We start from the raw sequence: 18,483 nt of genomic DNA on the forward strand, positions 1-18,483 counted from the left end.
GGTCATCATGAAGAAGTTAGCATTCACACTTGCCGCCTCGGCTGCCGCCGTGATCGGCATCTCTTCCGCCGCTCAAGCCGCGGACAAGACGAAGGTCTGCTTCGTCTATGTCGGTTCGCATACCGACGGCGGTTATTCGCAGGCCCACGATCTCGGCCGCCAGCAGGTCCAGGCCGAGTTCGGCGACAAGATCGATACGCCTTACCTCGAAAACGTACCGGAAGGCCCGGATGCCGAGCGCGCCATCGAGCGCCTTGCCCGTTCCGGCTGCAAACTGATCTTCACGACGTCCTTCGGCTTCATGGATGCGACGGTGAAGGTCGCCGCCAAGTTCCCGGACGTCAAGTTCGAGCATGGCACCGGCTACAAGGCCGGCCCGAACCTTGCGACCTACAATTCACGCTTCTATGAAGGCCGCTATATCCTCGGCCAGATCGCCGCCAAGACCTCGAAGAATCACGGGGCGGCCTACATCGCCTCCTTCCCGATCCCTGAAGTCGTGATGGGCATCAACTCCTTCGAGCAGGGCGCCAAGTCGGTCGATCCGAGCTTCAAGCTGAAGGTCATCTGGGTCAACACCTGGTTCGACCCCGGCAAGGAAGCCGATGCCGCCAAGGCGATGGTCGACCAGGGCGTCGACGTCTTGACGCAGCACACCGACACGACCGCGCCGATGCAGGTCGCCGAAGAACGCGGCATCCACGCCTTCGGCCAGGCCTCCGACATGATCGCAGCAGGCCCGAAGGCTCAGCTGACGGCAATCGTCGACACTTGGGGGACATACTACTCCAAGCGCGTTCACGCTCTTCTGGACGGCACCTGGAAGTCAGAGCAGAGCTGGGACGGCCTGAAGGACGGCATCCTGAAGATGGCGCCTTATACCAACATGCCCGACGACGTGAAGAAGATGGCCGAGGAAACCGAAGCCAAGATCAAGTCAGGCGAACTGCATCCCTTCACCGGACCGATCAACAAGCAGGACGGAACGCCCTGGCTGAAGGCCGGCGAGAAGGCCGATGACGGCACCCTGCTCGGCATGAACTTCTATGTCGAAGGCGTCGACGATAAGCTGCCGGGTAAATAGTCCCGTAGCCATCTCGCAGATGCGAAGAGCGCCCTTGTGGGCGCTCTTTTTTTGCTGCAGCGCATCCCAAGATTCCGATTTACAAAAGTAATACTATATGATTTTTTGACCCTGCGCCGCGAGATGCGGCATTGGGAGGAAATCATGAAATTGAAGACTGCACTTTTGAGTGCCACGATTCTGGCTGCCTGCATGTTCGGTTCGGCTTCGGCCGCCGGCCTCACCGTCGGCTTCTCGCAGATCGGCTCGGAATCGGGCTGGCGTGCGGCTGAAACGACCGTAACCAAGGAGCAGGCCAAGAAGCGCGGCATCGATCTGAAGTTTGCCGATGCGCAGCAGAAGCAGGAAAACCAGATCAAGGCTTTGCGCTCCTTCATTGCTCAGGGCGTCGATGCCATTCTCATTGCTCCGGTCGTTGAAACCGGCTGGGACGACGTTCTCAAGGAAGCCAAGGAAGCCAAGATTCCGGTCATCCTTCTCGACCGTACCATCAAGGCTCCCGACGATCTCTACCTGACGGCGGTTACGTCGGACCTGGTCCACGAAGGCAAGGTCGCAGGCGACTTCTTGGTCAAGACCGTCGGCGACAAGAAGTGCAATGTCGTTGAACTTCAGGGCACCACCGGTTCGTCGCCGGCGATCGCCCGCAAGAAGGGCTTCGAAGAGGCCCTTGCCGGCCACGACAACCTCAAGATCGTTCGCAGCCAGACCGGTGACTTCACCCGCACCAAGGGCAAGGAAGTCATGGAAAGCTTCCTGAAGGCCGAGAATGGCGGCAAGGATATCTGCGCTCTCTACGCCCATAACGACGACATGGCCGTCGGCGCCATCCAGGCGATCAAGGAAGCCGGCCTGAAGCCTGGCAAGGATATCCTCGTCGTCTCCATCGACGCCGTGCCGGATATTTTCAAGGCGATGTCCGAAGGCGAGGCCAATGCCACGGTCGAGCTGACGCCGAATATGGCAGGTCCGGCCTTCGATGCGCTCGATGCCTATCTGAAGGACAAGAAGGCTCCGGCCAAGTGGATCCAGACCGAGTCCAAGCTCTACACGCCTGCCGACGAGCCGATGAAGGTCTTCGAAGAGAAGAAGGGTCAGGGCTACTGATCTGATGTGACACTGCTGCATAATTCCTTAAATCGGAATTCGCTTTCGGGATAAAATCATGCAGCAATTCAAAGCGCTACAGCGTCCTCTATGCGTCTGAAAAGACCAGGCGGCGCTGTAGAACCGCACCGGCCCGTCATGGACCGGTGCGGGGCTGCCTTGCCGCCTTGGGACGTCATGTCCGGCCGCGGCGCGGCTTTTGCCGTCAATATCAGGAAAACAGACCCTTATGATTCACGATTTCGAGAACGTTCTCGCGGCCTCCGGAATATCGAAATTCTTTCCTGGCGCGGTGGCGCTGGATAAGGTCGATTTCACGCTCCGCAGAGGCGAGGTGCACGCATTGCTGGGCGAGAACGGCGCCGGCAAGTCGACGCTGATCAAGTGCATCACCGGCGCCTACCATCGTGACGAGGGCAGCCTGACGCTGGACGGCCAGGAAATCAATCCGGCCAATACGCTCGCCGCCCAGAAACTGGGTATCGGCACGGTCTATCAGGAGGTCAATCTCCTTTCCAATCTGAGCGTCGCCGAAAACCTCTTTCTCGGACGCCAGCCAAGGCGGTTCGGCATGACCGACGTGCGTTCGATGAACCGCAAGGCGCGCGATCTGCTCGCCGGCTATGGCGTCGATATCGACGTCACCGCCGAACTTGGCCGTTTCTCCGTCGCTGTCCAGCAGGTGGTTGCCATCGCCCGTGCCGTTGATCTCTCAGGCAAGGTGCTGATCCTCGATGAGCCCACAGCAAGTCTCGACAATCAGGAGGTGGCGCTGCTCTTCCGCATCATCGAAGACCTCAAGAAGCGCGGCCTGGGCATCGTCTTCATCACCCATTTTCTCGAGCAGGTCTATGCGATCAGCGACCGTATCACCGTGCTGCGCAACGGCAAGCTCGTCGGTACCCGCGACGTCGCCGATCTGCCGCGCCAGGGCCTGATCGCCATGATGCTCGGTCGCGAACTGGCGCATGTCGAAGAGACCGTCAGGGAACGCAGCCTTGCGGCCGGCGACGTCCGATATCATTTTGCAGGCTACGGCAAACGCGGCAAGGTCAAACCATTCGACCTTGAGGTGCGCGCCGGAGAGGTGGTCGGCGTTGCAGGACTGCTCGGCTCCGGCCGAACCGAAACCGCCGAACTGCTTTTCGGCATCGAGCATGCGGACAGCGGCAGCGCCACGATTGACGGCCAGCCGGTCACGCTTTCGAGCCCGCGCGCCGCGATCGCAAAGGGTTTCGGCTTTTGCCCCGAGGACCGCAAGACCGATGGCATCATCGGCGACCTGTCGATCAGGGAGAACATCGCACTTGCACTGCAGGCCCGCCGCGGCTGGACGCGGCCGCTCTCGCGCGCCGAGCAGAACACGCTTGCCGACCGCTACATCAAGGCGCTCGATATCCGCACCACCGATCGCGAGAAGCCGATCCGGCTGCTCTCCGGCGGCAATCAGCAGAAGGCGATCCTCGCCCGCTGGCTGGCGACCAATCCCAAGTTTCTGATCCTCGACGAGCCGACCCGCGGCATCGATGTCGGCGCCCATGCCGAGATCATCCGGCTCATCGAAGAGCTCTGCGCCGGCGGCATGTCGCTGATCGTGATTTCCTCGGAACTTGAAGAGCTTGTCGCCTATAGTTCACGTGTCATCGTACTTCGCGACAGGCAGCATATCGCTGAACTGACAGGCGAGCGTATCACCGCTGCCGGCATCGTCGAAGCCATTGCCGCCGCCGAACACAAGATGGAGGATGCATGAGGTCCTCCCTGAAAGCGCTGGCATATCGCCTGGCGCCGCAATTGATTGCGCTTGTTGTCATTCTTTTCTTGAATTTCATCACGTCACCGCAGTTTTTTAATGTTGTGGTTCAGAACGGCCGGCTCTATGGCAGCCTGATCGATGTGCTGAACCGCGGCGCGCCGGTGGCGCTGCTGGCGATCGGCATGACGCTGGTCATTGCCACCAAGGGCATCGACCTGTCCGTCGGTGCGGTCATCGCGATCTGCGGCGCCGTCGCCGCCTCGTCGATTGTCTCAGGAAATTCAGTTTCTTATACCATTATCTTAACGCTTGCGATCGGGCTTGCCTGCGGCGTCTGGAACGGGTTCCTGGTGGCAGTCCTCAATATCCAGCCGATCATCGCCACGCTGGTGCTGATGGTGGCCGGCCGCGGCATCGCCCAGCTGATCACCGAAGGCGCCATCCTGACCTTCAACGATGACGGGCTGACCTTCTTCGGCAGCGGTTCGCTGCTGCTTCTGCCGATGCCTGTCGTCATCTGGCTTCTCGTCGGCCTGCTCGTCATCCTGCTTGTCCGCCGCACGGCGCTCGGCATGCTGATCGAGGCCGTCGGCATCAATCGCCGCGCCAGCACGCTCTCCGGCATTCAAACGCCGGTGCTGCTGATGGCGGTCTACATGCTGAGCGGTCTCTGCGCCTCGATCGCGGGCATCATCGTCGCAGCCGACATCAAGGGCGCCGATGCCAACAATGCCGGCCTCTGGCTAGAACTCGACGCGATCCTCGCCGTCGTCGTCGGCGGGAATTCGCTGCTCGGCGGTCGCTTCAGCATTCTCGGATCGCTGATCGGCGCGATGATCATCCAGGCGGTGAATACCGGCATCCTGTCCGCCGGCTTCCCGCCTGAATTCAACCTGATCATCAAGGCCGTCATCATTATCGTCATCCTCGTCATCCAATCGCCGGCGGTTCAATCGCTCGCCATCTTCGCCAGCCGCCGGCAGGGCGGAAGGGAGCAGCCGAAATGAACTCCAAATACCTGCCGCTGCTTGCGACCATCGTCATCTTCGTGCTCGCCTATGCCGGCTGCGCGCTGCAATATCCGAACATTCTGTCGACGCGCGTCATAGGCAATCTTTTGACCGACAACGCCTTTCTCGGCATCGCTGCCGTCGGCATGACCTTCGTCATCATCTCGGGCGGCATCGATCTGTCGATCGGCTCGGTCATCGCCTTTACCGGTGTCTTCCTAGCGGTGATCCTGCAAAACACCTCGATCCATCCGCTGCTCGCCTTTGCGATCGTCCTCGTCATCACCACCGCCTTCGGCGCCATCATGGGCGCGATCATCCACTATCTCGAAATGCCGGCCTTCATCGTCACGCTTGCCGGCATGTTCCTGGCACGTGGCATGGCCTTCGTGCTCTCGATCGACAGCATCCCGATCGATCACGAATATTATTCGACGCTGACGAGCCTCTATTACCGTCTGCCCGGCGGCGGGCGGCTGACGCTGATCGGCGGTATCATGCTTCTGGTCTTTGCCGTCGGCATCTTCATCGCCCAGCGCACCCGCTTCGGCACCAACGTCTATGCACTCGGCGGCGGTCCGCAGACGGCGCGGCTGATGGGCGTGCCGGTCGGCCGCACGACAATCCAGATCTATGCGCTGTCGGGCTTTCTGGCGGGCCTTTCCGGGATCGTTTTTTCGCTGTACACCTCTGCCGGATATTCTCTTGCAGCAGTCGGCGTCGAACTCGATGCCATCGCGGCGGTGGTCATTGGGGGGACGCTGCTGACCGGAGGAGCGGGATTCGTGGCAGGAACCTTAATCGGTATCCTGATCCAGGGGCTCATTCAGACCTACATCACCTTCGACGGCACGCTGTCGAGCTGGTGGACGAAGATCCTGATTGGCCTTCTGCTGTTTGCATTCATCCTGATGCAGAAAGCGATCCTGTTCCTTTCCAGTCTGAACAAGAGGTACGCCTGAGGGGGAGACGGATCGCTTGCGCTACAAATTGGACGAGACACGCAAGACGGGGCGCAGAACCCGGACGAGCCACGCCCAGGTCGTCGACGAACTTGGCAAGGCGATCGTCGCCGGCACCTATCCCGTTGGCTCGATCCTGCCTGGCGATACAGAACTGGCGCAACGTTTCAAAGTGTCCCGCACCGTCTTGCGCGAGACGATGAAGACGCTTGCCGCCAAGGGCATGGTCGTCGCCAAGGCCCGGGTCGGCACGCGCGTGACCGAAAAGAACCTCTGGAACATGTTCGACAGCGAGATTATCGCCTGGCACTTCGACAACGGCGTGACGGAAGAGTTTCTGTTGCAGCTCTACGATATTCGCCTCGCCTTCGAACCCTTCGCCGCCGGTCTCGTCGCCGAGCGGGCGAATGCCGAGGAGATCGAGATGTTACGTGGGCTGGCGCTCGAGATGGCGGCGGCCGGTCATACGGCCGACAGCCTCGCACTCGCCGACCTTCGTTTTCACCTGGCGATCGCCGAAGCCTCGCACAATCCCTTCATGCGGACGCTCGGCAGCCTCATCGAAGCGGCTCTCGTCGGCATGTTCCGCATAAGCACGCCGCCAACCGAAAACGGCTTCGCCAATATCGCCGACACCCATATGCGCATCGTCGATGCGATCGTGTCCGGCGATAACGCCGCCGCGCGCCGCGCGATGGAGGACGTCATCCTGGATGGCCGCGTTCATGTGCACGAAGCCTTCGTGGCCCGCGGTTCCGACGCCGTCACAGGGCCGATTTCGGCCGCAATTTCACCTTTGTGAAGGCTTTGCTTATCGATAGCGCCGCGCGTCTTTTCGAGAGCCGCAAAGGACGCTGCAGCACTTTGAATGGCTGCATAATTTATCCTTAAATCGATTCCGATTTAGGGAATTTTGCAGTATGAGGCGATAAAGCCGCCTCATGGCGCGGATTCGCGGAGCAAATCATGGAACGCACTTGTCTTGCCGTCATCCTTGCCGCCGGTGACAGCACGCGGATGAAATCTTCGAAATCGAAGGTGCTGCATCCGGTCGCCGGACGGCCGATGATCGCCCATGTGGTCGAGGCGGTCGCCTCCGCCGGCATCTCGTCCGTCGCCCTTGTCGTCGGCCGTGATGCCGAGGATGTGGCAAAGGCGGCGAGCATCGGCGGCGTCAGCATCGAATCCTATCTGCAGAAGGAACGCCTCGGCACCGGTCACGCGGTGCTGGCGGCGCGCGAAGCGATCGCCAAGGGTTACGACGATATCCTCGTCACCTATGGCGACGTGCCGCTCCAGACCGACGGACCGCTCAAAGCCGCCCGCCAGGGCCTTGCCGATGGCAGCGATGTCGTCGTCATCGGCTTCCACACCGACCGCCCGACCGGCTACGGCCGCCTGCTCGTCAAGGACGGCGAACTCATCGCCATCCGCGAGGAGAAAGATGCGACGGATGCCGAGCGCACCGTCACCTGGTGCAACAGCGGGCTGATGGCGATCAACGGCAGAAAGGCGCTCGATCTTCTCACGCGCATCGGCAATGCCAATGCCAAGGGCGAATTCTATCTGACCGATCTCGTCGAGATCGCCCGTTCGCTGGGCGGACGCGTCACCGCGGTCGATGCTCCCGAGATCGAGATGACCGGCTGCAACACCCGTGCCGAGCTCGCCGTCATCGAGCGTTTCTGGCAGGAGCGCCGCCGCCACGAGATGATGCTGGCTGGCGTCACCATGATCGCGCCGGAAACGGTTTTTCTGTCCTACGATACCGTCATCGGCCAGGATGCGCTGATCGAGCCGAACGTCGTCTTCGGCCCCGGCGCGGTGATCGACAGCGGCGCCGTCATCCACGCCTTTTCGCATATCGAAGGCGCCCATGTCAGCCAAGGTGCGACCGTCGGCCCCTTCGCCCGGCTGCGGCCGGGTGCCGATCTCGCCAACGGCGCGAAGGTCGGCAATTTCTGCGAGGTCAAGAACGGCCGGCTGGGCGAGGGCGCCAAGGTCAACCACCTGACTTACATCGGCGATGCCGTCATCGGCGCCGGCAGCAATATTGGCGCCGGCACGATCACCTGCAACTATGACGGCGTCAACAAGAGCGAGACGGTGATCGGCGAAAACGCCTTCATCGGTTCCAACTCCTCGCTGGTCGCGCCGGTGACGATCGGCGACGGCGCCTATATCGGCTCCGGCAGCGTCATCACCGTCGATGTTCCGGCCGACGCGCTGGCGCTCGGCCGCGCCCGGCAGGAGATCAAACCCGGCCGCGCGACGCTGCTGCGCGAACGCGCGCTCGCCATCAAGGCGGCGAAGAAGGCGAAAGCCTGACAGGCCTTGCGTAACCGGCGGAAATTCAAAGTGACCGCCGAGGTGATTGAGAAATAAGCAGGAATCGTTAGGACTGGCCTCGTCATCGAAGCCTAAAGCAATCCAGCAAAAGTGCGCAGCGGTTTTGCGTCCGGAATTGCGCAGAGACAAACAGAAGAGCATTTCCGGATTCAGGAAATGCTCGAGTGGGGATACTATATGTGCGGCATTGTGGGGATCGTCGGAACTGCGCCTGTGGCCGAGCGCCTGGTCGATGCGCTGAAGCGTCTCGAATATCGCGGTTACGATTCCGCCGGTGTCGCCACCATTCATGACGGCGTGATGGATCGCCGCCGCGCCGAGGGCAAGCTGTTCAATCTGGAAAAGCGCCTCGACAGCGAACCGCTGCCCGGCACCGTCGGCATCGCCCACACGCGCTGGGCGACCCACGGCGTTCCCAACGAGACCAATGCCCATCCGCATTTCGTTGAAGGTGTCGCCGTCGTCCATAACGGCATCATCGAGAATTTCTCCGAGCTTCGCGACGAACTGACCGAGGAGGGTTCGGTCTTCCAGACCCAGACCGACACTGAGGTGGTCGCCCATCTGCTGGCAAAATACCTGCGCGAGGGCCTCGAGCCGCGCGACGCCATGCTGAAGATGCTGAACCGGGTGACCGGCGCCTATGCGCTGGCTGTTATGCTCAAGGCTCATCCCGGCACGATCATGGCCGCCCGTTCCGGACCGCCGCTTGCCGTCGGCTACGGCCGCGGCGAGATGTTCCTCGGCTCGGACGCGATTGCGCTCTCGCCCTTCACCAACGAGATCACCTATCTCGTCGACGGCGATTTCGCCGTTCTAACCCGCGACGGTGTCGCGGTGCTCGATTTCGCCGGCAAGCCCGTCAAACGCGCCCGCCAGATCTCGCAGGCGACCGCCTATGTCGTCGACAAGGGCAACCACCGCCATTTCATGGAAAAGGAAATCTACGAGCAGCCGGAGGTCATCTCCCACGCGCTCAGCCACTATGTCGATTTCGCCGAGAACACGATCGGCGCCAATGCCGCCGCGATCGACTTCAAGGCGTCAACCGGACTTGCGATCTCGGCCTGCGGCACCGCCTATCTCGCAGGCCTCGTCGGCAAATACTGGTTCGAGCGTTATGCCCGCCTGCCGGTTGAGATCGACGTCGCGTCCGAATTCCGCTACCGGGAAATGCCGCTGTCGCCGTCGCAGGCAGCGCTCTTCATCTCGCAGTCCGGCGAGACCGCCGATACGCTGGCATCGCTGCGCTATTGCCGCGACAACGGGTTGAAGATCGGCGCCGTCGTCAATGTCCGCGAATCGACGATCGCGCGCGAATCCGACGCCGTCTTCCCGATCATGGCCGGCCCGGAAATCGGCGTCGCCTCGACCAAGGCCTTCACCTGCCAGCTTGCCGTGCTGGCAGCGCTGGCGATTGGCGCCGGCAAGGCGCGCGGCACAGTGAGTGCTGACGAGGAGAGGGCGCTGGTGCGCCACCTCGCCGAAATGCCGCGCATCATGAGCCGCGTGCTGAACCTTATCCAGCCGCAGATGGAAAGCCTGTCGCGCGAGCTGTCGAAGTGCAAGGACGTGCTCTATCTCGGCCGCGGCACCAGCTTCCCGCTCGCCATGGAAGGCGCGCTGAAGCTCAAGGAAATCTCCTATATCCATGCCGAGGGTTATGCCGCCGGCGAATTGAAGCACGGACCGATCGCGCTGATCGACGAGAACATGCCTGTCATCGTCATCGCCCCTTACGATCGTTTCTTCGAAAAGACCGTCTCGAACATGCAGGAGGTCGCAGCCCGCGGCGGCCGCATCATCTTCATCACCGACGAGGCCGGTACAGCCGCCTCGAAACTGCCGACCATGGCGACGATCACCCTGCCTGTGGTCGACGAAATCATCGCGCCGATGATCTTCTCGCTGCCGATCCAGCTGCTCGCCTATCACACCGCCGTCTTCATGGGCACCGATGTCGACCAGCCGCGCAACCTGGCGAAATCCGTGACCGTGGAATAAGCCTGTAACGCCGGGACCGTCGCGCCGAAACATATTGTGCGACGCCCCGAATTCTGGCAATTTTGGTCTGCGGACAAGGGGGAAGGGCCGGCATACCGGCCTGTCCACGACTGAGATGGAGATCATCAGGAAACGATGACCGACAACACCCCCAGAATGCCGGTCGCGACCCGGCTGAGGAATAATTTTCTCGCAGGGCTGATCATCTGCGCGCCGATCGCGATCACCATCTGGCTGACCTGGACCTTCATCCATTGGTCGGACAGCTGGGTCAGGCCTTATATTCCGGCGCGCTGGAATCCGGAAAGCTATCTCAATTTCGCCATTCCCGGTTTCGGCCTACTGACCGCCGTTATCCTGATCACCGTCGTCGGCTTCCTCGGCAAGAACCTCATCGGCCAGAGCATCGTCCGGTTCGGCGAATCGATCGTTCAGCGCATGCCGCTGGTGCGCACGATCTACAGAAGCGTGAAGCAGATTTTCGAAACAGTGCTGAAGGAACAGGCGAACTCCTTCAAGAAGGTCGGCCTTATCGAATATCCGGGTCCCGGCCTCTGGGCACTGATCTTTATCGCCACCGACGCCAAGGGCGAAATCGCTTCGAAGTTCAATGCCATGGGCCAGGATATGGTCGCCGTCTTCCTGCCGCCGACGCCGGTACCGACAGCCGGCTTCCTCATCTTCGTGCCGCGCGAGAAGATCGTCATGCTCGACATGTCGCCGGAAGACGCCGCCAAGTTCCTGATTTCAGGCGGGCTTGTGGCGCCCGAACACAAGCCGGCCGATCCGAAGCAGAAGCATTTGCCGCGGCCGAAGCCGGTTGCGGTTTCCAAAGCGGATTGATGCATGTCGCCCAAAAGTGTTCAGCGGTTTTGGGTAACGACATGCATAGAACAAAGCCTTAAAGCGCGCCGCGGCGCGCTTTATCCAGCCCTGAGAAAACGGATCGCCTCGTCGCGGCGGAAAAGATAGAGCAGGGTGCGGATCGCCGTTCCCCTCTCCGTGGTCAATTCCGGATCGCGCTCGATGAGGTAAGCCGCATCCTTGCGGGCGATCTCCAGCAGGTCGGCATGCGCCTCGAGGCTGGCGATGCGGAAACCCGGCGTGCCGGATTGCCTTGTGCCGAGCAATTCGCCTTCACCGCGCAGCTTCAGGTCCTCCTCGGCGATGCGGAAGCCATCCTCCGTCTCCCGCATGATCGAGAGCCTGGCATGGCCGGTCTCGCCGAGCGGCCCCTTGTAGAGCAGGATGCAGGTCGAGGCCTCGTCGCCGCGCCCGACGCGGCCGCGTAGCTGATGCAATTGCGCCAAGCCGAAGCGTTCGGCATGTTCGATCACCATGATCGTCGCATCCGGCACGTCGACACCGACCTCGACGACGGTAGTGGCGACGAGCAGCCGGGTCTCGCCGTTCTTGAACGCCATCATCGCCGCGTCCTTCTCCGGTCCGCTCATGCGACCGTGGATGAGGCCGATGCCGGGGCCAAGTGCGGCGACCAGCGTCGCGTGCCGTTCCTCGGCCGACATCAGGTCGAGCTCCTCGGACTCCTCGACCAGCGGGCAGATCCAATAGGCCTTCTTACCCTCGGCGATCGCGCTTTGCAGCCGGCCTACGATTTCGCCGGTCCGTTCCATCGGCACGGTGATCGTCTGGATCGGCTTGCGGCCGGCCGGCTTTTCGGTGAGCTTGGAGACGTCCATATCGCCGAAGGCGGCGAGCACCAGCGTGCGCGGGATCGGCGTCGCCGTCATGACAAGCATATGCGGCGAGAGGCCCTTGGCGGTCAGCCGCAGGCGCTGATGCACGCCGAAACGGTGCTGCTCGTCGACGACGGCAAGCATCAGATTGGCGTAGCCGACGCTATCCTGGAACAGCGCATGCGTGCCGATGATGATCTGGGCAGCACCCGAGGCGATGCGCTCCAGGATTTCCTCCCGTTCGCGTCCCTTGGTGCGCCCGGTCAGCACCTCGATGCCGAGCCCGGCGGCGGCCGCGAATTTCGAGATCGTCGCGTGGTGCTGCCGCGCCAGGATTTCGGTCGGCGCCATCAGCACGGCCTGGCCGCCGCTCTCGATCACCGCCGCCATTGCCATCAGTGCCACCAGCGTCTTACCGGAACCGACATCGCCCTGCAGCAGCCGCAGCATGCGCTCGTTGCCGGCCATATCCTTCAAAACCTCGGCGATCGCCTCGTTCTGGCTTGATGTGAGCGAGAAGGGCAAGGGCTTCAGGATCTTGCCGCTGATGACGCCGGTCGCATGCACCGGCTGGCCCGCTACCTTGCGCAGCCTCTGCCGCACCAGGCTCAGCGATAGCTGGCCAGCGAGGAATTCGTCATAGGCAAGCCGCCGCCGGGCAGGGGCCTGCGGGTCGATATCCCCAGGGTCGCGCGGCTCGTGCAGCATGTGGAAACTGTCGCGGATCGACGGCAGGCCCTGTTTCTCAGTCAAGGCCAGGTCAATCCATTCCGGCAGCTCGGGAAAACGCGGCAGGCCGGCGTCGATAATCTTGCGCAGCGTCTTCGGCGAGAGCCCTGCCGTCAGCGGATAGATCGGCTCGACCAGCGGCAGGCTCTCCGCCTCGTCCGCCCTGACGATATAGTCGGGATGCACCATCGAGGCGCGGCCGTTGAACCAGTCGATCTTGCCGCTGACCGTCACCTCCGCGTCAACAGGCAGCTGCTTTTCCAGCCACGCCGCCTGTCCGCGGAAGAAGACCAGCGTCAGTTCGCCGGTCTCGTCATGCAGGAAGACGCGGTAGGGGATATTGCTTTTGCCGCGCGGCGGCACCTGGTGCCGGTCGACGCGCGCCGTGATCGTCACGATCGCGCCTTGTGGCGCGCGCGCGATTCCAGGCTGGTTGCGCCGGTCGATCAGCGAAAAAGGCGCGTGGAAGAGCAGGTCGATGACCCGGCAATCCTCCAGCGTCTCGCGCCCGAGCAGCTTGACCAGCAGGTCGGCGATTTTCGGGCCGACGCCCGGAAGGCCCGAAATGGGGGAAAACAGAGGATCGAGAATGGCGGGGCGCATGCGGCCAAAATGCGATGAACAATGCGGCATTGGCAAGGCTGACAAGCCGCTTTCCAGGGTCTATAGAGGCGCATCAACAGGAAGGTAATGCCATGACAGGTGTCACGCTCACGAGTGCCGGTCTCGACCCGCGCCGCCGCAGAATCCTTTTCCGCTGCTGGCACCGCGGCATCCGCGAGATGGATCTGGTCTTCGGCCAGTTCGCCGAAGCCGAGGTCGCGACTCTGTCGGAAGCCGAACTCGACGAGTTCGAGACGATCATGGCGGAAGAGGACAATGATCTCGTCCGCTGGATCATGGGAACATGGCCGGTGCCTGAGCGTTTCCAGACACCGATGTTTGCCCGCATCGCCGCCTACAAGCCCGATTTTGACAAGCCCCTCAGGACGCCGGAATGATCCCTGGTTTCGATGCGAAGAAGCTTGCGGCCATTGCCGAGCCGCTGACGATCGGCAATGTGCCGGCAGGTCTTGAGACGCTGCTGCTCGCCGAGCTCGCCCGAACGGGAGAGCCGGTCGCCTATGTCATGTCCGACGGCCACCGCATGGCCGATCTCGAACAGATGCTGGGCTTTGTCGCCCCCGACATTCCGGTTCTCACCCTGCCGGCCTGGGACTGTCTGCCCTATGACCGCGTCTCGCCAAGCGCCGACACCTCGGCCCGCCGGCTTGCCGCACTCGGCGGCCTGATCGCCCATCGCAAGAAGCCGCATGCGGCAATCGTGCTCGTCACCGCCAATGCCATGCTGCAGAAGGTGGCGCCGCAGGATGTCATCGAAAGCCTGACCTTTTCGGCCCGTCCCGGCAACCAGCTGCGCATGGACGATCTCGCCGGTCGTCTGGAACGCAATGGCTTCGAGCGCGTCGCGACTGTTCGCGAGGTCGGCGAATATGCCGTGCGCGGCGGCATTCTCGACGTCTTCGTGCCCGGTTCGGAAGAGCCGGTCCGCCTCGATTTCTTCGGCGACACGCTGGAGAGCATCCGCAGCTTCGATCCGGCCAGCCAGCGCACGACAGGGCAGGTGCGATCCCTCGATCTCAACCCGATGAGCGAAGTGACGCTGACCCCGGATACGATCAGCCGCTTCCGCAAGAATTACCTCTCCGCCTTCGGCGCGACCACACGCGACGACGCGCTCTATCTCGCCGTCTCCGAAGGCCGCCGTTACCCTGGCATGGAGCACTGGCTGCCGCTCTTCTACGAGAAGCTCGATACCGTCTTCGATTATCTCAGCAGTTTCCGTATCGTCATCGACCATACGGTACGTGAGGCAGCAGAAGAGCGCTCCAAGCTCGTTTTCGATTATTACGACGCCCGCCTGAATTCCGGCCAGCCGGCCAAGGGCCAGATGACGCAGGGCACGCCCTACAAGCCGGTGACGCCGGGCCAGCTCTATCTCGACAGCAAGCTTTTCGTCAAAACCCTCGACGCGCTCGGCGCGATCCGCATCAGCCCCTTCAACGAGCATGAGGGCGAGGCGCGGCGGGTCGTCAATGTCGACGCCCGCCAGGGCCAGCGCTGGGCCCGTTCGAATGCTGAGGGCGGCGGCGATGCCGAACGCATCAACATCTTCGACGTCGTCGTCAAGCATATTGCAGACCGCCGTGCCGCCGGCGCGAAAGTGCTCATCACCGCCTGGACCGAAGGTTCGCTGGAGCGCCTGCTGCAGGTGCTGAACGAACACGGCCTGGAAAAGGTCAAGCCGATCGAGGCGCTAAAGGATGTCGGCTCGCTGGCGAGAGGCGAGGCGGCCGCTGCCGTGCTCAGTCTCGAAGCCGGCTTCGAGGCCGGCGATCTCGTCGTCATCGGCGAGCAGGATATATTAGGCGACCGCATGGTGCGCCGCTCCAAGCGCCGCAAGCGCGCAGCCGACTTCATCTCGGAAGTCGCTGGCCTCGACGAGGGCTCGATCGTCGTCCATGCCGAACACGGCATCGGCCGCTTCGTCGGGCTGACGACCATGGAGGCCGCCGGTGCGCCGCACGCCTTCCTCGAGTTACACTATGCCGACGAGGCCAAGCTCTTCCTGCCGGTCGAAAACATCGATCTCCTCTCGCGCTATGGCGGTGAGGGCACCGAAGCCCAGCTCGACAAGCTCGGCGGCGGCGCCTGGCAGATGCGCAAGGCCAAGCTCAAGAAGCGCCTGCTCGATATGGCCGATGCGCTGATCCGCATCGCCGCCGAGCGCCTGACACGCCATGCGCCGATGCTGACGACGCCGGAAGGCCTTTACGACGAATTTGCCGCTCGCTTCCCTTATGACGAGACCGAGGACCAGGATAACGCCATCGAAGCGGTGCGCTCCGATCTCGGCGCCGGCCGTCCGATGGACCGTCTGGTCTGCGGCGACGTCGGCTTCGGCAAGACGGAAGTGGCGCTGCGCGCCGCTTTCGTCGCAGCGATGAACGGCGCCCAGGTCGCCATCGTCGTGCCGACAACACTACTTTCCCGCCAGCATTTCAAGACCTTCTCCGACCGTTTCCGCGGTCTGCCGGTGCGTATCCAGCAGGCCTCGCGCCTGGTCGGCGCCAAGGAGCTGGCGCTGACCAAGAAGGAAGTGGCGGAAGGCAAGACCGATATCGTCGTCGGCACCCATGCGCTGCTCGGCGCCGGCATCAAATTCGCCAATCTCGGCCTGCTCGTCATCGACGAGGAACAGCATTTCGGCGTCAAGCACAAGGAGCGGCTGAAGGAGCTGAAAAGCGACGTGCACGTGCTGACGCTGTCGGCAACGCCGATCCCGCGCACCCTGCAGCTTGCCATGACCGGCGTGCGCGAACTGTCGCTGATCACCACCCCGCCGGTCGACCGCATGGCGGTGCGCACCTTCATCTCGCCCTTCGACAGCCTGGTCATCCGCGAGACGCTGATGCGCGAGCATTATCGCGGCGGCCAGAGCTTCTATGTCTGCCCCAGGCTTGCCGACCTCGAGGACGTGCATGCCTTCCTGCAATCGGATGTGCCGGAGCTGAAGGTCGCCATCGCCCATGGCCAGATGCCGGCCGGCGAACTCGAAGACATCATGAACGCCTTTTATGAAGGCCGATACGACGTGCTGTTGTCCACAACCATCGTCGAATCCGGTCTCGATGTGCCCACAGCCAACACGCTGATCGTTCACCGCGCCGATATGTTCGGCCTCGCCCAGCTCTATCAGCTGCGCGGCCGCGTCGGTCGCTCGAAGGTGCGCGCTTTCGCGCTCTTCACTCTGCCTGTTAATAAGGTGCTGACGGCCACCGCCGAACGCCGTCTCAAGGTGCTGCAGTCGCTGGATACGCTCGGCGCCGGCTTCCAGCTGGCAAGCCACGACCTCGATATCCGCGGCGCCGGCAATCTGCTCGGCGAGGAGCAGTCCGGCCATATCAAGGAGGTCGGTTTCGAGCTCTACCAGCAGATGCTGGAAGAGGCGGTCGCCGAGGTCAAGGGTGTCGACGAGATCCACGATACCGGCTGGTCGCCGCAGATATCGGTCGGCACGACGGTAATGATCCCGGAAGGCTACGTGCCCGACCTGCATCTGCGGATGGCGCTGTACCGACGTCTCGGCGAAATCACCGAGCTCAAGGAGATCGATGGCTTCGGCGCCGAGATGATCGACCGCTTCGGCCCGATGCCGATCGAAGTCCAGCATCTCTTGAAGATCGTCTACATCAAGTCGCTCTGCCGCACCGCCAATGTCGAAAAGCTCGATGCCGGCCCGAAGGGCGTCGTCGTGCAGTTCCGCAACAAGGAATTCCCCAACCCGGCAAACCTCGTCGGTTATATCGGCAAGCAGGGCACGATGGCGAAGATCCGCCCCGATCACAGCCTGTTCCTGACCCGCGACCTGCCGACGCCGGAAAAACGCCTGCAGGGCGCAGCTGTTATCATGACGCAATTGGCGGAACTCGCGAAATAGAGCAATTCCAGCAACAGCGTGCCGCGGTTTTGCGTCCGGAATTGCGTGGAAAAAGGAGATAGAGATGGGAACATACGGCGCAACGATCGCCTGGCAACGCGACGGTGAGACTTTCACCGACAACCGCTACAGCCGTGCCCACCGCTGGACCTTCGACGGCGGCATCGAGGTGAAGGCATCCTCGTCCTCGCATGTCGTTCCGCTGCCCTATTCGGCCGAGGATGCCGTCGATCCGGAAGAGGCTTTCGTCGCCTCGCTCTCCAGCTGCCACATGCTCTGGTTCCTTTCGATCGCCGCCAAACAGCGCTTTTGCGTCGACAGCTACACCGATGCCGCCGAAGGTGTGATGGAGAAGAATGCCGAGGGCCGTCTTGCCATGACCGTCGTGACGCTCCATCCGCATGTCGTCTTCAACGGTGAGAAACAGCCGTCGTTAAGCGAGCTCGAAGCTCTGCATCATCGCGCTCACGACGAATGCTTCATTGCCAATTCGGTGAAGACCGAGGTGAGATGCCTTCCGGTTCTGGGCTGAGCCTGGCGCCGTCGACGTCAGTTGAGGCCTGATCGCGCCTCAGCCTTCGCCTTGGCGATGTCGCGCAACGCGTTTGCCAAGACGTCAGGCGTCTGTGCGCCGCTGACGGCGTATTGCTGATCGAAGATGAAGAACGGCACGCCGTTGACGCCCATCTCCTGCGCGGCCTTGATCTCGGCGACGATCAGATCGCGATCGGCTTCGGAAGCAAGCAGCGAAGCGATGACGGAACGGTCGAGGCCGGCCTTGTCGGCAATATCGAGCAGCACCGCATGGTCGCCGACATTGCGGCCTTCCTCGAAATTCGCCTTGAACAGTGCGGCTACGACCTTGTCCTGCTTCTCGCGGCCTTCGATCATCGCCCAGTGGATCAGTCGATGCGCATCGAGCGTATTCGGGCCGATCTTGATCGCCTCGAAATCGAAGGCGATGCCGACTTCGCGGCCGTAATCGGAGAGCATCTTGTGCGCCTGCGCCACGCGCTCCTCGCCGCCGAGCTTCTCAGCCAGCGCCTTCTTCTGGTCGACGCCTTCCTTTGGATAGTCGGGGTTGAGCCGGTACGGCCGCCAGTTGATGTCGACGCCGATTTGGTCCTGCACCTCGGCGATGGCGAGCTCCAGCCGCGCCTTGCCGAGATAGCACCAGGGGCAGACGACATCCGAGACGACGTCGATGGTGATACGCTCCATGATGATTTTCCTTATTCTGTGCGTCTCCCAAGGGAGACATTCAAGCCGGGGCGGTCCGGCTGC

At 62.3% G+C, this 18,483-nt stretch carries 14 protein-coding genes; 12 read left to right on the top strand and 2 right to left on the bottom strand.

The window, feature by feature from the left end; translation table 11 throughout:
* Nucleotides 1-7: 7 nt before the first annotated feature.
* The 9 genes from ELH03_RS09425 to ELH03_RS09465 all read left to right on the top strand — a co-directional run bounded on the left by ELH03_RS09425 (nt 8) and on the right by ELH03_RS09465 (nt 11,115).
* Nucleotides 8-1,084, top strand: coding sequence for a BMP family ABC transporter substrate-binding protein (locus ELH03_RS09425; protein ID WP_033182624.1), 1,077 nt, complete (start codon nt 8-10; stop codon nt 1,082-1,084).
* A 144-nt stretch (nt 1,085-1,228) separates the two neighbouring features.
* On the top strand, nt 1,229-2,191 hold the full coding sequence (gene ytfQ, locus ELH03_RS09430) for a galactofuranose ABC transporter, galactofuranose-binding protein YtfQ (RefSeq protein WP_112903032.1): 963 nt from the start codon (nt 1,229-1,231) through the stop codon (nt 2,189-2,191).
* 229 nt (nt 2,192-2,420) lie between these two features.
* Nucleotides 2,421-3,944, top strand: coding sequence for a galactofuranose ABC transporter, ATP-binding protein YtfR (gene ytfR, locus ELH03_RS09435; protein ID WP_027684735.1), 1,524 nt, complete (start codon nt 2,421-2,423; stop codon nt 3,942-3,944).
* Nucleotides 3,941-4,954 carry an ABC transporter permease gene (locus tag ELH03_RS09440; RefSeq protein WP_128402389.1) on the top strand — a complete coding sequence of 338 codons (1,014 nt, stop codon included), beginning with the start codon at nt 3,941-3,943 and terminating at the stop codon, nt 4,952-4,954. The genes ytfR and ELH03_RS09440 overlap by 4 nt, the downstream gene beginning before the upstream one ends.
* Nucleotides 4,951-5,919 (top strand): galactofuranose ABC transporter, permease protein YjfF, encoded by a 969-nt coding sequence (gene yjfF / locus ELH03_RS09445; protein WP_128402388.1) that lies wholly within the window; start codon nt 4,951-4,953, stop codon nt 5,917-5,919. Before ELH03_RS09440 ends, yjfF begins: the two co-directional genes overlap by 4 nt.
* A 16-nt stretch (nt 5,920-5,935) precedes the next feature.
* Nucleotides 5,936-6,721, top strand: coding sequence for a FadR/GntR family transcriptional regulator (locus ELH03_RS09450; protein ID WP_128402387.1), 786 nt, complete (start codon nt 5,936-5,938; stop codon nt 6,719-6,721).
* A gap of 164 nt (nt 6,722-6,885) precedes the next feature.
* Nucleotides 6,886-8,247 (top strand): bifunctional UDP-N-acetylglucosamine diphosphorylase/glucosamine-1-phosphate N-acetyltransferase GlmU, encoded by a 1,362-nt coding sequence (gene glmU / locus ELH03_RS09455; protein ID WP_128411387.1) that lies wholly within the window; start codon nt 6,886-6,888, stop codon nt 8,245-8,247.
* 198 nt (nt 8,248-8,445) lie between these two features.
* A complete protein-coding gene (gene glmS, locus ELH03_RS09460; protein ID WP_128411414.1) occupies nt 8,446-10,272 on the top strand; it encodes a glutamine--fructose-6-phosphate transaminase (isomerizing) in 1,827 nt (608 codons plus the stop codon).
* 135 nt (nt 10,273-10,407) lie between these two features.
* Nucleotides 10,408-11,115 carry a DUF502 domain-containing protein gene (locus ELH03_RS09465; RefSeq protein ID WP_027684729.1) on the top strand — a complete coding sequence of 236 codons (708 nt, stop codon included), beginning with the start codon at nt 10,408-10,410 and terminating at the stop codon, nt 11,113-11,115.
* 80 nt (nt 11,116-11,195) lie between these two features.
* On the opposite strand, the gene recG is transcribed toward ELH03_RS09465, so the two are convergent.
* On the bottom strand, nt 11,196-13,301 hold the full coding sequence (gene recG / locus ELH03_RS09470) for an ATP-dependent DNA helicase RecG (RefSeq protein WP_130766713.1): 2,106 nt from the start codon (nt 13,299-13,301) through the stop codon (nt 11,196-11,198).
* Nucleotides 13,302-13,393: 92 nt separating this feature from the next.
* Here recG and ELH03_RS09475 point away from each other — a divergent pair, with 92 nt between their 5' ends.
* The 3 genes from ELH03_RS09475 to ELH03_RS09485 all read left to right on the top strand — a co-directional run bounded on the left by ELH03_RS09475 (nt 13,394) and on the right by ELH03_RS09485 (nt 17,731).
* Nucleotides 13,394-13,699, top strand: a complete 306-nt coding sequence (locus ELH03_RS09475; protein WP_017960426.1) for an FAD assembly factor SdhE — start codon at nt 13,394-13,396, stop codon at nt 13,697-13,699.
* Nucleotides 13,696-17,199: a transcription-repair coupling factor gene (gene mfd / locus ELH03_RS09480; protein ID WP_128411388.1), complete on the top strand. Its 3,504-nt coding sequence runs from the start codon at nt 13,696-13,698 to the stop codon at nt 17,197-17,199. The genes ELH03_RS09475 and mfd overlap by 4 nt, the downstream gene beginning before the upstream one ends.
* A 64-nt stretch (nt 17,200-17,263) precedes the next feature.
* A complete protein-coding gene (locus tag ELH03_RS09485) occupies nt 17,264-17,731 on the top strand; it encodes an OsmC family protein (protein ID WP_130766249.1) in 468 nt (155 codons plus the stop codon).
* A gap of 17 nt (nt 17,732-17,748) precedes the next feature.
* On the opposite strand, the gene ELH03_RS09490 is transcribed toward ELH03_RS09485, so the two are convergent.
* Nucleotides 17,749-18,420, bottom strand: a complete 672-nt coding sequence (locus tag ELH03_RS09490) for a DsbA family oxidoreductase (RefSeq protein WP_128411390.1) — start codon at nt 18,418-18,420, stop codon at nt 17,749-17,751.
* Nucleotides 18,421-18,483: the final 63 nt, after the last annotated feature.

Origin of the sequence: Rhizobium beringeri, assembly GCF_004306515.1 — a bacterium.
Taxonomy (GTDB): Bacteria; Pseudomonadota; Alphaproteobacteria; order Rhizobiales; family Rhizobiaceae; genus Rhizobium; species Rhizobium beringeri.

Bases quoted from the DNA above. Each gene is read 5' to 3' on its own strand.
- ELH03_RS09425 (WP_033182624.1), top strand. From the start codon at position 8: ATGAAGAAGTTAGCATTCACACTTGCCGCCTCGGCTGCCGCCGTGATC.
- ytfQ (WP_112903032.1), top strand. From the start codon at position 1,229: ATGAAATTGAAGACTGCACTTTTGAGTGCCACGATTCTGGCTGCCTGC.
- ytfR (WP_027684735.1), top strand. From the start codon at position 2,421: ATGATTCACGATTTCGAGAACGTTCTCGCGGCCTCCGGAATATCGAAA.
- ELH03_RS09440 (WP_128402389.1), top strand. From the start codon at position 3,941: ATGAGGTCCTCCCTGAAAGCGCTGGCATATCGCCTGGCGCCGCAATTG.
- yjfF (WP_128402388.1), top strand. From the start codon at position 4,951: ATGAACTCCAAATACCTGCCGCTGCTTGCGACCATCGTCATCTTCGTG.
- glmU (WP_128411387.1), top strand. From the start codon at position 6,886: ATGGAACGCACTTGTCTTGCCGTCATCCTTGCCGCCGGTGACAGCACG.
- glmS (WP_128411414.1), top strand. From the start codon at position 8,446: ATGTGCGGCATTGTGGGGATCGTCGGAACTGCGCCTGTGGCCGAGCGC.
- ELH03_RS09465 (WP_027684729.1), top strand. From the start codon at position 10,408: ATGACCGACAACACCCCCAGAATGCCGGTCGCGACCCGGCTGAGGAAT.
- recG (WP_130766713.1), bottom strand. From the start codon at position 13,301: ATGCGCCCCGCCATTCTCGATCCTCTGTTTTCCCCCATTTCGGGCCTT.
- ELH03_RS09475 (WP_017960426.1), top strand. From the start codon at position 13,394: ATGACAGGTGTCACGCTCACGAGTGCCGGTCTCGACCCGCGCCGCCGC.
- mfd (WP_128411388.1), top strand. From the start codon at position 13,696: ATGATCCCTGGTTTCGATGCGAAGAAGCTTGCGGCCATTGCCGAGCCG.
- ELH03_RS09485 (WP_130766249.1), top strand. From the start codon at position 17,264: ATGGGAACATACGGCGCAACGATCGCCTGGCAACGCGACGGTGAGACT.
- ELH03_RS09490 (WP_128411390.1), bottom strand. From the start codon at position 18,420: ATGGAGCGTATCACCATCGACGTCGTCTCGGATGTCGTCTGCCCCTGG.